A 13,039-nucleotide genomic window follows, 5' to 3' on the forward strand; every position below is an offset into this window, starting at 1 on the left:
TGGCTGTGTGCAGGATTGCATAGCGGGTTTAGTTTAGACAGAATTTGCCTGGCGGCCATAGCGCGGTGGTCCCACCTGATCCCATGCCGAACTCAGAAGTGAAACGCCGTAGCGCCGATGGTAGTGTGGGGTCTCCCCATGCGAGAGTAGGACACTGCCAGGCATCAAATAAGCAAAAGAGGCTACCCTAACGGGTGGCCTTTTTTGTTTGTCTGTTGTGCAGGTTCGACTTGAGCATGATATGCGACAAACTGCGAATGCAGTTTGAACAGCGCTTGCGCTGGCCCCGGAGGGGGGAGACTCATCCTCAAGATGAGACGAATATTGTAGGAAAAAAGCGTCAGGAGCGATTTTAACGTTGCTGCAACGGCCCGAAGGGCGAATGGTAGGAATGCGCCAATTCCCAAACGAAATGCAACAAAGTGACCCACCGGTCAGGTACGGATAAAATAGCCGTATTGACCCTGTCGGAGACCCTGTTGCATGAAGGGAAAACATTTGACTCAGCATGAGCGCTTTTACATCGAAAAACGAAAAGCTGAAGGCGTTAATCAGTCCTGCATTGCCAGAGAGCTCGGCGTCTCTCGCTCTACCCTGAGCCGGGAGCTCAGACGTAATACGGACCCCGCCTTCAACGGACTTTACTCCTCCAGACGCGCTGATGCCTTAGCCAGACAACGGCGGGGCGCCACCTCGGCACACAATGCCTGTGTCCCTCTGGGCCAGCAGACACAAGACTTTCTCCGGCAGGCGCTGGCTGTACATACCTCCCCTGAGGTTATCTGTGGGAGACTGAAAATCCAGTTTGATATCGCCGTCAGCAAAAATACCCTCTACCGCTATATCCGTTCGGACAGACAGGCTGGCGGTAAGCTTTACCTTCAGCTCCCTCACCGGGGTAAACGCTATCGCTATGATACGGGTGAGCCCGGACGCACGCCCATCCCGGACAGGGTTGGCATTGAGCACAGGCCTGCTGAGGCTGAACTCAAACAGGTTCCCGGGCATGTTGAAATCGATACGATTTTTGGCAAAGACCAGAAGTCATTCCTGCTGACGGTCGTGGACAAAGCCACAAAGCAGGTCATTATCCGTAAACTCCCCAATAAGTGCGCTGAGAGCGTCGTGGAAGCGTTCAGGGACATCGTGGCGAATACTTTCTGTGAGTTTAAAACCCTGACGGCAGATAACGGACCCGAGTTTGCGAAACATAAGGACATCACTCAGGTAACGGGCGCAAAGGTTTACTTTGCCCGGCCTTATCATTCCTGGGAGCGGGGGTTGAATGAGCATACCAACGGTCTGATACGGCGGTTTTATCCGAAAGGAACCGATTTTAATGGCGTCAGCGATGAAGATATTGCGAGACTGGAGCACATCCTCAACACTCGGGGGCGCAAATCTCTGGAATACAGCTCACCGAATGAGGTATTTTTAGAGTATCTACTCGCTGCATAACGCATGATGGTTTGTTGCGTTTCGTTCGGGAATGGGGCATGCCATTCGTATACTGCCAGGCATCAAATAAAGCCGAGACCCCATGCCAAAAGCGTGGGGTTTTTGCTATGGGCAGAATAGTGAAATAGGTATAAATAGTGACCTTAGAGTGGTTGCGTCGCAGGGCTCATAGTCAGACGAGTCAAATATTGCAGGGGCAGGTGAGTCAAATCCGGCCGTCACAGCGATGAATAAAACAAAAGGCTACCTTGATAGGTGGTTTTTTTTGTTTATGGATTTAGCTGTGAGGATTTGAACCAGGTAAGTAAGGTTTTATCGTAGGAATAGCGTGTTTATTGCTGTAGTGGGGTCAGTTTGCCGCTTGATAAAGGCTGTAACCTGTCATTGCACCGGCGACGTCCCAGGCAAAATCCTTCCAGCTCCAGCCAGTCCCACCTTGACGACTATCATATAACTCCTTACCCGCCCCGATCCCGATAGAAAACAGCAGGCCAAAATTACGGCTCTTGGCATCGGACCAATTTTGATGTTCACCATAGGCAGTGCCAGCGGCGGCTAAAACGGCGGAGGCAAAGAAATGTTGTGCCTTATCTTTCCCAGTCCAATTATCATTAGCCATATGCGTGCATGCAGAACTGAGAAAAAACAGTGGGGCGATAAGTAATGGGCGAAGATAAGGTGGGCACCACATGCCGTCTCTCCTCTGGCTAGATACAAAAAACCCGGCATGTAACCGGGCTTTCATATTTATAGAATGCGGCTAATCAGCCGATCGATACGGATCCTGCGCAAACGACGGATCAATTTGCGAACCTTGACTGGATATTGCTGAATATTCTCAAGCTCAAGGTAATGTGAAACAACTTTAGTATGAGTACGGATACACTCCAGCTCTTTAGCGCGCTGCTCGTGCATCTCATGCTTAGGATCGTGGATCAAAATGGCATTTTCCAGATCCAAACGCCATGCGCGTGGATTCAGGTTATTACCGGTAATCAACTGCCAATTATTATCAACCCACATTCCTTTCAGATGATAAGTATTGTCGCCATCTTTCCACAGGCGCACGATTAATTGCCCGCTATCGACAAAACGCTGTAAGCGACTCAGGAAGCGACGCAGGTTGATTTCGTATAAGTAAGGTAACGCGCCAATAATCTTAAACGGTTGATCTTCTGGAATATAAAAGTCATTTGCTGTTTTGTCACCAACAATAATCTCGACCTGTTTGCCTTCACGCAGTAGATAAATGATATTGCGGACTAACAGTGCTGGCAGATTAAAGTAAGGTGTACAAATAGTGAGTCGTTCGTCAGCGGAGGCCATTAAATGATGAATTGTTTTATTCAGTTGACTCTTTTTGCCTAAGCCAACCAATGGGGTGACGGCCAGTTCATCATTACTCGCTTGTGCCGGAAATTGATAGCCGATGTCGCGCAGTGACGAGCGAAACTGTCGGGTCTCATTTTTAATCTCAGGATTGGTCGGCCGATCAGCACGATCCAAGCGTTGCACCGCTCCTGCACTTAGCATCCGTTGTTTCACGTAATCGACCATAATTTCGGCCAATGATGGGTTCGTGATTAATTGGTATCGGTCATAACGATACTTATCGTTTTGATAGAGGTAGACATCATTGATACTGGCACCACTGTAAATCACAGTATCATCAATGATAAAACCTTTCAGATGCAACACGCCGAGTGCTTCGCGAGTATTGACTGGAACACCGTAAATCGGAACGCAAACATTCGGATGATTGGCCGCCATTTCACAGTACCAATCAGCATTGGTATTGACCGCTGCGGCTCCAATACGCCCACGTTGTGCGCGGTGCCAGTCTACCAGCACGCAAATCTCCAGTTCTGGGCGCTGAAGCTTAGCCTGATAGAGGGCATTCATTACGTCCCGGCCTGCATCATCCTGCTCCAGGTAGAGCGCCACCAGATAAATACGTTTGGTCGCCAGGCCTATTAAATCCAGCAGAGTGGAGCGGAAAACCTTGGGGCAATAAAGTGTTTGGACATCATCAACTGACTGAGGGAGTTTGGGCAGTTGTGCAAGGTGTTGTTGATGTTTACTACGTTTGAATTTTGACAACATCACAGTGCGCTTCTTCTCTTGTTATTTGATGGCAGAACCGCCATATCCTAAAAACACTAATCCATTGAGTTGGGCGATAATACCACTACTTTCGCGGATTGTGCGCAAGTTTTGCCTGCCAAAGACCGAATCGTTTGGGGTTGTGGTATATATCACGGTGATTCATGTAACTGAAATCAAAGTGTCAGCTCCAGATTAACGATCCCATCTTCCATCTGTACATCAATACTAAAACCGAGTTTTTTAGCTAAACCGATCATGCCACGGTTGTTGGGCATGGTGACTGCGGTTAACCGTGTTAACCCATGGCTGCGAGTATACTGAATCATCTTTTCTAATAGTTCCCGCCCCAGACCCAGCCCTTTAAGGTCTGAGCGCACCAACACGGCAAACTCGGCGTCAATATTGTCAGGGTCAGACAATGCGCGCGTGACGCCAATAATTTCAGGGCCATTATTTTTTTGGCGCACAGCGACAAATGCCATTTCTCGATCATAGTCAATCTGCGTCATATTCGCCAAATCCTCATGGCTGAATTCATTTATTTCACTGAAGTAGCGATAGTAGAGATCTTCTTTAGTGACTTGATCAATAAACAATTTTAGTAGTGGTTCATCTTCTGGCAAAATTGGGCGGAACAGACAGTGAGAACCATCTTTAAGTTCGACCTTTTGTTCCAACTCGTGTGGATAGGGGCGGATCGCCAACCGTGCCTGCGGATCGCCGCTGACAGGTGCCAGTTGCATCGAAACATCCAACAGCGTGAATTCGCTGCCTGACGCAAGTACCGGGTGAATATCTAACCGGCTGATTTCGGGGCAATCGAGAATTAGATTAGAGACTTGTACCAGTAAACGGCTCAAGCCAGGGATATCCAAGGGTTGTAATGATCCACGGCTGCGAATTTTGCCGCCTTTGACCGCTTGTATAATCAGGTAGCGGGCCAGTGCCATATTGAGTGGCGGCAGCGCGACGGCGGCCTGAGTTTCATGATGCCATTCGATGCCACCTTCACCTAACATGATCAACGGGCCGAAAATCGCATCTTGCTCTACTGCAATTCGCAATTCCTGAGCGCCTGCGCGGTTCGCCATACTTTGCACCAGCAACCCGTGGATACGGGCTTGCGGATAAGTGCGCCTTACCCGGTCAAGAATATCGTCAGCAGCCCGCTGTACTTCAATTGCGGTACGAAGATACAGCATTACGCCCTGGACTTCTGACTTGTGCGGGATATCCGGCGAGCGTAGTTTGATGGCAACCGGATAGCCCAATCGTTCGGCGATATGCACCGCTTCTACGCTGTCACTGGCAATCCAGGTTGGCAGTGTGCTGAGGCCATAAGCTTCAAGTATCGGTTGTACTTCATGGGTATCAAGCTGGGTGGCACCTTCTGCCAGCGCCTGGCGAATCAACTGATGCACGTGGGCGGTGTTGGCGGTGAGGCCGACAGGCAGCGCAGGTGTCTCTTTCAATTGCTTCTGGTTACGGCGATATTCCACCATATGCATAAAGGCAGTAATCGCCCCTTCCGGTGTGCGATAGGTGGGGATCCCGGCTTCGGTGAACAGTCGGCGTGCATCTTGCGATGAATATTCACCACACCAGTTAGTGAGCAGAGTAAGGCGCTTGCCACGTGGGTGCTGACGGATAGCGGAAATCAGTAATTCTGCTGTTTTGCTCCCTGGCGCAGCAGCGCTCGGGGAATGAATCAGCAATAGCGCATCGTAGTCGGTACTGTCGAGTAGCGGTTTAAGCGCCGCCAGATAGCGCTCAGCGCTGGCATCATCGCGCAAGTCTATGGGGTTACGTAAGGAAACAAAAGAGGGTAGCACGGCACTCAGCGCCGATTGGGTGGTATCAGACAGTGTTGCCAACTTGCCATTACGGCTGATCAGCTCATCCAGCGCCATGGCCGCCGGGGCGGAACCATTGCTGACAATCAATAACCGTTCACCCCGTAGTGGGTGCATGTGGCTGAGTGTTTCGACGGCGGAGAATAGCTCGTGAGTATCCTGCACCCGCAGCAGGCCAGCCCGCTGAATCGCCGCATCATAAGCCGCGTCCAGCCCTTGCTGACCATTTAGCAACTGCTGAGCACGCTGTGTGCGGCCACTTTTGACCACCAGAATCGGTTTATTGCGCGAAGCGCTGCGCGAGGCGGATAAAAACCGGCGCGCATCACTGATATGTTCGATATACAGCATAATGGCACTGGTTTTGCCATCTCTGGCCAGGAAATCGAGTAAGTCATCGACATCAATATCCAGGCTGTCACCCAGCGCAATAAAATACGAGAAGCCAACTTCCCGCTGCTGCGCCCAGTCGAGAATGGTGTTGGCTACCGCGGCTGATTGAGAGATAAATGCCAGCCGCCCTTTCTTGATGGGAACGGGTGAGAAACTGGCATTTAACCCTTGCCACGGAGCCAGCAAACCCAGGCTGTTGGGGCCAAGTAAGCGCATATGATGGCGTTGCGCGCAGGCTTTCAGCTCTGGGAACTGTTCGGTTGCGGCAGACAGAATGATGACTGCTTTACAGCCACGGATGCCGAGATCTTCCAACAGGGCCAAATTGCGGCTGTCATGAGTACACAAAATCGCCAGATCGGGCGTAATCGGCAGGCTAGCGATATCTGCGTAAGCCAATACACCACATACTGCTTTATGGGTTGGGGTCACCGGTAGAATAGGGCCATTGAAGCCGCCATCCAGCAAATTACGCATCATCAGGAAACCGGCGCGATCCGGTTTTTCAGAAGCGCCGATAACCGCAATAGACTTCGGGCGTAGTAGTGCTTCTAATCCACGTTGGCTCATCGTTTATCCCCGTTATCTTTCAAGTTGCAGGTGTGTTGGCTGCGCTCACTCAGCCTGCGGGCTCGCATCAATACTGTTCAAACTGGTTCCAGAACGATTCGCCGCCTTTCTGCGCCCTGAAATCTATTGGGTATAAGTTAAAGACAGCTTATCTGATTTTATGTGCTTTCTTCGACAGTTGCTGTGACTCGCCCCACTGGATGGTGAGGTTTTCCCGCTAAATATTGCTGGCGGAAATAGAGGAAATGGGCCGTTAATTGGTCTGCGGCCTGAATATCACCCGCTTGTTGTAGCAGAGCAGCGGCGACTTCGACCGTGCAGTGTTGCTCTGGGCGTGGGGCTTCGCGTAACAGATAATCCGAGCTATTAGTGACATTGAGTGACAGCATCGGCAGGTCAGCCAGATAGGGACTTTTGCGGAACATCTTTTTGGCTTCGTTCCAGGTGCCGTCCAGCAGTATAAATAGCGGAGGCTTATCGCTAATGGGCAAGTGATTAAGTATCTGCCGTGGCGGTTCAGCGTATTTTTCTGGGAATACGACATATGGCTGACGCGCAGGGTCGCCAATGGCCGCCAGCAATGCAGGGTCAACTTCAGTGCGCGCCCAGAGAAAGGCTTGGGTGTCGGGTAGAATATCTGCGATCAAGCGGCCGGTATTGCTGGGTTTTAGGGGTTCGGTATCAAACATAATCAGGCAAAAGCGGCTGGCGGCTGGCTGCGGTTTTATGGTATCGCACAAACAAAAACGCTCTGCCAACAGGCAGCCCTGACAACGTATTGCGCGACAGCCACGGGCACGATAGGCGCGCGTGGATGCGGCTAAACGCTGCCGGCGTAAACGCAGTACGGCATTTTCCGTCGTGAGGATCGTATCTAATAAAGCATGGTCAGTGATCAATATTTCAGTCACGACGGACTCCTGATGAAATAGCGCTATTCTAATCAACCCATACGCTTAGTCATACCATAAAACAAAAAAACAATGCCCCGACAAAAAACTGTCAGGGCATCAATCTCACCGGGCGACTACGTTGCGCCGAGACGCGATAAATGAGTTAAACTAGCTTATCGGGTGGCTGGCTCTACTGATAATTGCTCATCTAGCCAATGATCAAAAGGCGCTTTTGGCAATGCGCCACTGAGCATGTCGACCATTTTACCGTTGCGGTACAGCATAATAGTAGGAATGCTGCGGATACGGAAACGGGTACTAAGCTCGGGTTCGGCTTCGGTGTTAACTTTGACGAAACGGACTTTTCCGGCGCGTTCTGCGGCAACATCTTCAAAGATAGGCGCGAAGCTGCGGCAAGGCCCGCACCACGGAGCCCAGAAGTCGATGACCACCGGCAGGTCATCTTGCAGCAATTTATCCAGCGTTTCAGTGGTGGCGTTAATCACCTCGCCATCAAATAAAAAGTGGCCGCAGCGCCCACATTTAGCGCCGTCATCAATACGTTCTTCCGGTAGGCGGTTAGTCGCCATACAAGCTGTACATACCGTATTCATAAATTAGCCTTTATTTAGTGTCTCAATAGATAGAAGAGAAAACATCGCTGACTTGTTTCCTTGTTGTTATCTATTATGGAGATAAATGGGATAAGTGCCAAAAAGGTTTATTCGATGAATACGATAGTTGCTAGCTTTTAGCGCTTGCTTATGGCTAACCGGGCGGACATCAGGTAATCTTCGCGCCCTGCGCGTTGGTGGAGAAGACAATGAACGATTCATTTAGTGGCAAAAACGGCAAAGTTAAAGTGATGTACGTCCGCAGTGACGAAAGCAGCAGTGACGACCGTAACAACAATAACCGTAGTAAAAACCAGCGTCCGGCAAGCAAAGGTCGTCCAGGTGACAATGCGAGTCGGGGCAGTTCATCGCGTAATAATGATTCACGTCGTAATGATTCCGGCCGTAATGAACGCGTGAGTCCTAGCCGCCCGGCACGTTCTGAAGGCAATGGCCCTTACGATTCACCGTGGAAAACGGTATCCCGTGCGCCATCAGAAGAGCCAGAGTTTGATCATGGTGGCATCAGCGGTAAAAGTCATGTAGATCCGGCGCAATTGCGCCGTCAGCGGGCTGAAGAAACACGTGTTTATGGTGAGAATGCTTGTAAGGCATTGTTTGAAAGCCGCCCAGACGCTATCGTCCGCGCCTGGTTTGTGCAGTCAGTTACCCCTCGTTTTCGCGAAGCGTTGAAATGGATGGCGGCTAACCGCAAGGCTTATCATGTGGTTGAAGAAGAGGAGCTGGCGAAGGCTTCTGGCACTGAACACCATGGTGGTGTGTGCTTCCTTATCAAGAAACGTCAGGGTCTGGATGCAGAAACCTATCTGCAACAGCAGACTCAGGCTAAAGATTGTGTACTGGCGCTGGAAGATGTGGGTAACCCACATAACCTCGGCGGCATTATGCGGACCTGTGCGCATTTCGGTATTAACGGCGTGTTGTTGCAAGATCCGGCGATGCTGGAATCGGGTGCTGCAGTGCGTACGGCTGAAGGTGGTGCGGAGCATATCAAGGCTATCAATGCAGACGATTTCCTCTCGGTATTGGATACCTTCCGTAAAGCCGGTTACACCATCGTGACCACATCGAGTCATAAAGGTGTCAGTCTGTCAAAAGCTGAACTGCCTGCCAAAATGGTGCTGGTATTAGGTCAAGAGAGTGATGGCCTGACCGACAGTGCCTGGCAGCAGGGCGATATGAGTGTGTCTATCGGCGGTACTGGCCGGGTAGAAAGCCTGAATGTGTCAGTGGCAACCGGTATTTTGCTGTCGGAGTGGTGGCGTCAGAATAGCGCCCAATAATACCCTGGTCCTTGCAGCAGCAGGGTTGTTAGCGGCATTGCTTGCTGCCTACCTGCAACTCCAATGACTTTGGGTATATCATTGAGCTAGAAAAATAAAAAAGGGCGCTGATGATAAGTCAGTGCCCTTTTTGTTGCTCAGCGTTAGCCGCTAGTGCGCACCGCCGCCGCCACCGGAGGTAAAGGGTGGCTTGGCAAACCACACCAGCGCCAGCAGCAGCAGGAATACCCCCGCCGAGAGCCAGAAGATCTCATTTGCTGAGATAATCAGCCCCTGATTGGTAATTTCCCGTGCCAGATAAGCCGAGGCTTGTTGCTGATTCATCCCCAGTTTTTCCAACTCCTGATACATCAATGTCGCATTCGGGTTGAACGGGTTAACAAACTCGGTCAGTTGCGAATGGTGCATCGATTCTCTTTGCGTCCAGAGCGTTGTGGTGATGGAGGTACCAATCGATCCCGCCAAGGTTCGCAGGAAGTTAGACAAACTGGATGCTGCGGCCATGCGCTCTGGCGGCAAGCCAGATAACGTAATGGCGGTCAGTGGCATAAAGAAGCAGGCAATAGCAAAGCCTTGCACAAATTGTGGCCACGCCGATGCACCAAAATCCATTCCCGGTTCGAATGTGTAAGCCCGCCAGTAGAAACATACCGCATACATAATGAAGCTGAAGGTGACTAACTGTCGCATATCAATTCGATGAGAGAAGCGGCCAATGATCGGTGATAACAGCACCGGCAATATGCCTACCGGCGCAGATGCCAAGCCAGCCCAGGTGGCGGTGTAGCCATATACCTCCTGTAGTAGTTGTGGCAGCAAGACAATAGCGCCAAAGTACAACATATAGGCCAGGCTGATACACAAGCAACCAATGGTAAAGTTTCTCGATTTGAATAACGAGAGATCAATCACTGGGTGGTCGTCGGTTAGTTCCCAGACTATCAAGAAGGTAATGGCAATCACGGCAATGACCGTCAGGACGATAATCTCGGTCGAGTTAAACCAATCCAGCTCCTTACCTTGGTCAAGCATGATTTGTAACGCGCCGATCCCAACCACCAATAGCACCAGCCCCACCGTATCAATGGGTTTGATTTCAGTTTTGGTCTCACGCCCTTTTAAGGTACTGCCTGCGACCAAAATAACCACCAGCCCGATAGGGATGTTGATAAAGAAGATCCAGCCCCAGTGATAGTTATCGCTGATATAACCGCCGAGGATCGGCCCAAATATCGGGGCCACGACAATTGTCATCGACCACAATGCCAAGGCCATACTTCGCTTGGCTGGCGGATAATTATTCAGTAACAGGCTTTGCGATAGCGGAATCAATGGCCCTGCGACCAATCCCTGAATCACCCGGAAGAAGATAAGCATCCCCAGGCTGTTGGAAATACCACACAACCATGAAGCCAGAGCAAATAGTCCGGTTGCCCACAGGAACAGGCGCACTTCACCAATGCGCTTGGCCAGCCAGCCGGTGATGGGGATCGAAATAGCATTTGCCACCCCGAACGAAGTAATAACCCAAGTGCCTTGCGAATTGGATGAGCCTAAATCACCGGCAATAGTAGGAATAGCCACGTTTGCAATGGTGGAGTCCAACACCTGCATGAAGGTTGCTAATGATAGCGCGACCGTCATCCAGGCGAGTTGGGCACCCTCAAGCGGTTTTTGTGCCACAGAGGCCTCCGGCGCGCTTAACTTGCATTTGCATCAACATTAACCCGCATTCGCATGAACAATGTCGCTAATCATTTGATTAACCGGTGCTAAATCCAGTGACAGCGCGTTAGTTACAAATGCAGGTTCTTTACGCACATTTTGTGCCAGCACTTGGCCGTCGGTATTGGCGGTATCCACTCTAACCGTGGTAGACAGGCCAATACGCAGCGGATGTTCAGCCAGTTGTTTGTTATCCAGTTCGATACGGACTGGCAGGCGCTGAACCACTTTAATCCAGTTACCGGTGGCATTTTGCGCCGGTAACAGTGAGAAGGCACTGCCGGTCCCCATGTCCAGACCAACCACTTTCCCCTGATAAACCACGTCATCACCATAGAAATCAGTTATGACTGTGGCGCTTTGGCCAATGCGCATATTCGCTAACTGTGTCTCTTTAAAGTTAGCGTCAACCCACATCTGGTTTGCCGGGATAACTGCCATTAATGGCGCGCCATTGGCAATTTCAGCACCCACTTGCACACTGCGGCGTGAAACAAAACCGTCTACCGGGCTGACAACTTTGGTCCGTTGCAAGGAGAGCCAGGCATCACGTAACTTGGCCGCAGCCTGCTCGACAGCCGGTTGTTTTTCTAATGGGGTATTTAAAACCAATGCCTGATTGGCATTGTATTGTGCAATCGCAACATCCAGCGAAGCCTGTGCGGCATCGACGGCATCACGGGCGTGTTGCAGCTCTTCACGGCCAATGACATTAGCCGAACCGAGCACCACACGGCGTTGTAGGTCATTTTGTGATTTACTCAGTTCAGTTTTTTTCAGGGCAATATTCGCCTGATACTGCTTACTGTTAATCATGAGCTGGTGGGTTTGACGCACACTGTTAGCCAGTGCGGTTTTTGCCTGCTCAAACGCCTGTTCGGCATCAGTTGGGTCAAGAGCCAGCAGTACATCGCCACTTTTAACAAAATCTGTATTTTCGAAATTGACACTGACTACGCTGCCGGGAACCTGCGACATGATCTGTATCTGGTTGCCTGAAATATAAGCATTATCAGTCTCTTGATGATGACGTAACACCAAGAACCAATAAATAAAATAGGCCACGCCAAGGATGATAAAAATAACCGTCAGGAGAAGAAGTATGCGTTTACGTTGCTTCTTCTTGTTCTGCGGTTGTTGCGGGATTTGAGCTTCCGCGCTTGTACTCATGGTCTTCCCCACATTTTATATTGTTTTATTTTGTGAACCCTCATTGACCGGGGCCTGATGACCACCACCCAATGAACGGATCAAACTAATCTTGGCCTGCAATAAATGGTTGCTGGCGCTAAGTTCCGATTGTTGCTGTTGTAGATATTGTGATTCGGTTACCAACAGCTCATCACTGCCGATAATCCCAGTTTTATAACGGACGTTGGGCTGCAATATCCGGGTATTAGCCGAGTAAATCAATCGTCAGTTCAGCCCTTAAAAAATGGCGAACAAAGGCGTGAGTCTCCAGCTATGTGGGGATCGCATAGTTGTTTACTTGGATCAAGTAATGCGCCTGGATAGATATATTGGAATTACTGCTCCGGTACTTCCATTTGATCTAAACGAGACAGTAATTTGCGCGTCAGCGTTTCAAGCTGTTGCTGTTCGTCAGCGTCTAGGGTTGACCAAAGAAAATGCAGACATTTATGTTGTGGGGGCAGCAGCTGATTCAAAAACTCAACGCCCGCCTCGGTCAGATGCAAATGCAAACAACGGCGGTCATTGTGGCTTTCGCGGCGCTCAATCCAACCTTTCTTTTCCAGTTCGTCAGCAATGCGGGTCGCATTGCTGCGCGAAGAACCCAGTGCCGCACTCAGTTCAGACGGTTGGATACTGCGACTTTCCTGCGCATCCAGCGTAATTAATGCCATAAATAAGGTTTCGTTAATTCCTTGTGCTTTCAGCATCTTGTTGCGATTTTCTAGCAACTTACTGTGCATATGCATACACAAGCGTGTCAGTAGAATTTCCTGATAAGGGAAATCTTTCTGGCGTTTGGCACGAAAATTAAGCATCTGTTCTATAGGACTAAACGAACTTCCCATTATAATGAGCCTCATTAATTTCAAATGGTACAGTAACGATAGTGACTAATAATGTAAACGGTATAATTCGAGAAAAATTTAGCA

Annotated in this window: 10 protein-coding genes, 1 rRNA gene and 1 pseudogene; 3 read left to right on the forward strand and 9 right to left on the reverse strand. The window is 50.1% G+C overall.

The genetic code is table 11. From position 1 onward, the window contains the following. Window positions 1–47: 47 nt before the first annotated feature. Window positions 48–163 (forward strand): 5S ribosomal RNA (gene rrf / locus ACWJJO_RS04855). Window positions 164–483: 320 nt separating this feature from the next. Then, window positions 484–1,458, forward strand: a complete 975-nt coding sequence (locus tag ACWJJO_RS04860; protein WP_481090692.1) for an IS30 family transposase — start codon at window positions 484–486, stop codon at window positions 1,456–1,458. A 349-nt stretch (window positions 1,459–1,807) separates the two neighbouring features. On the opposite strand, the gene ACWJJO_RS04865 is transcribed toward ACWJJO_RS04860, so the two are convergent. The 5 genes from ACWJJO_RS04865 to trxC all read right to left on the reverse strand — a co-directional run bounded on the left by ACWJJO_RS04865 (window position 1,808) and on the right by trxC (window position 7,887). Next, entirely contained in the window at window positions 1,808–2,149 is a 342-nt protein-coding gene (locus ACWJJO_RS04865; RefSeq protein WP_083160207.1) for a YfiM family lipoprotein, read from the reverse strand. Between the two features lie 56 nt (window positions 2,150–2,205). Then, window positions 2,206–3,558, reverse strand: a complete 1,353-nt coding sequence (gene pssA / locus ACWJJO_RS04870) for a CDP-diacylglycerol--serine O-phosphatidyltransferase (RefSeq protein WP_372559835.1) — start codon at window positions 3,556–3,558, stop codon at window positions 2,206–2,208. 179 nt (window positions 3,559–3,737) lie between these two features. After that, entirely contained in the window at window positions 3,738–6,380 is a 2,643-nt protein-coding gene (locus ACWJJO_RS04875; RefSeq protein ID WP_442848094.1) for a bifunctional acetate--CoA ligase family protein/GNAT family N-acetyltransferase, read from the reverse strand. A gap of 158 nt (window positions 6,381–6,538) precedes the next feature. Continuing rightward, window positions 6,539–7,291, reverse strand: a complete 753-nt coding sequence (locus tag ACWJJO_RS04880) for a tRNA-uridine aminocarboxypropyltransferase (protein WP_083160201.1) — start codon at window positions 7,289–7,291, stop codon at window positions 6,539–6,541. A 155-nt stretch (window positions 7,292–7,446) separates the two neighbouring features. Then, a complete protein-coding gene (gene trxC / locus ACWJJO_RS04885; RefSeq protein ID WP_481090693.1) occupies window positions 7,447–7,887 on the reverse strand; it encodes a thioredoxin TrxC in 441 nt (146 codons plus the stop codon). A 209-nt stretch (window positions 7,888–8,096) separates the two neighbouring features. On the opposite strand from trxC, the gene ACWJJO_RS04890 reads away from it, so the two are divergent. Further along, entirely contained in the window at window positions 8,097–9,191 is a 1,095-nt protein-coding gene (locus tag ACWJJO_RS04890; protein WP_083160197.1) for a tRNA/rRNA methyltransferase, read from the forward strand. A 150-nt stretch (window positions 9,192–9,341) separates the two neighbouring features. On the opposite strand, the gene emrB is transcribed toward ACWJJO_RS04890, so the two are convergent. From emrB to mprA, 4 genes and pseudogenes are all read right to left on the reverse strand, one after another. Then, the gene (gene emrB / locus ACWJJO_RS04895; RefSeq protein WP_083160195.1) at window positions 9,342–10,874 is read right to left on the reverse strand and encodes a multidrug efflux MFS transporter permease subunit EmrB; all 1,533 of its coding nucleotides are present in this window, start codon (window positions 10,872–10,874) and stop codon (window positions 9,342–9,344) included. 39 nt (window positions 10,875–10,913) lie between these two features. After that, on the reverse strand, window positions 10,914–12,086 hold the full coding sequence (gene emrA, locus ACWJJO_RS04900; protein ID WP_083160193.1) for a multidrug efflux MFS transporter periplasmic adaptor subunit EmrA: 1,173 nt from the start codon (window positions 12,084–12,086) through the stop codon (window positions 10,914–10,916). 15 nt (window positions 12,087–12,101) lie between these two features. Further along, window positions 12,102–12,293, reverse strand: a pseudogene (locus ACWJJO_RS04905) (efflux transporter outer membrane subunit); the annotation flags it as partial. A gap of 149 nt (window positions 12,294–12,442) precedes the next feature. Next, complete coding sequence (gene mprA / locus ACWJJO_RS04910) at window positions 12,443–12,955, reverse strand: transcriptional repressor MprA (RefSeq protein WP_481090694.1); 513 nt, start codon at window positions 12,953–12,955, stop codon at window positions 12,443–12,445. Between the last annotated feature and the right edge of the window lie 84 nt (window positions 12,956–13,039).

It is taken from the genome of Yersinia antarctica, assembly GCF_056636475.1.

Excerpts from the sequence above, each read along its gene's own strand:
- ACWJJO_RS04860 (WP_481090692.1), top strand. The coding sequence starts at position 484 with ATGAAGGGAAAACATTTGACTCAGCATGAGCGCTTTTACATCGAAAAA.
- ACWJJO_RS04865 (WP_083160207.1), bottom strand. The coding sequence starts at position 2,149 with ATGTGGTGCCCACCTTATCTTCGCCCATTACTTATCGCCCCACTGTTT.
- ACWJJO_RS04875 (WP_442848094.1), bottom strand. The coding sequence starts at position 6,380 with ATGAGCCAACGTGGATTAGAAGCACTACTACGCCCGAAGTCTATTGCG.
- trxC (WP_481090693.1), bottom strand. The coding sequence starts at position 7,887 with ATGAATACGGTATGTACAGCTTGTATGGCGACTAACCGCCTACCGGAA.
- ACWJJO_RS04890 (WP_083160197.1), top strand. The coding sequence starts at position 8,097 with ATGAACGATTCATTTAGTGGCAAAAACGGCAAAGTTAAAGTGATGTAC.
- emrA (WP_083160193.1), bottom strand. The coding sequence starts at position 12,086 with ATGAGTACAAGCGCGGAAGCTCAAATCCCGCAACAACCGCAGAACAAG.
- mprA (WP_481090694.1), bottom strand. The coding sequence starts at position 12,955 with ATGGGAAGTTCGTTTAGTCCTATAGAACAGATGCTTAATTTTCGTGCC.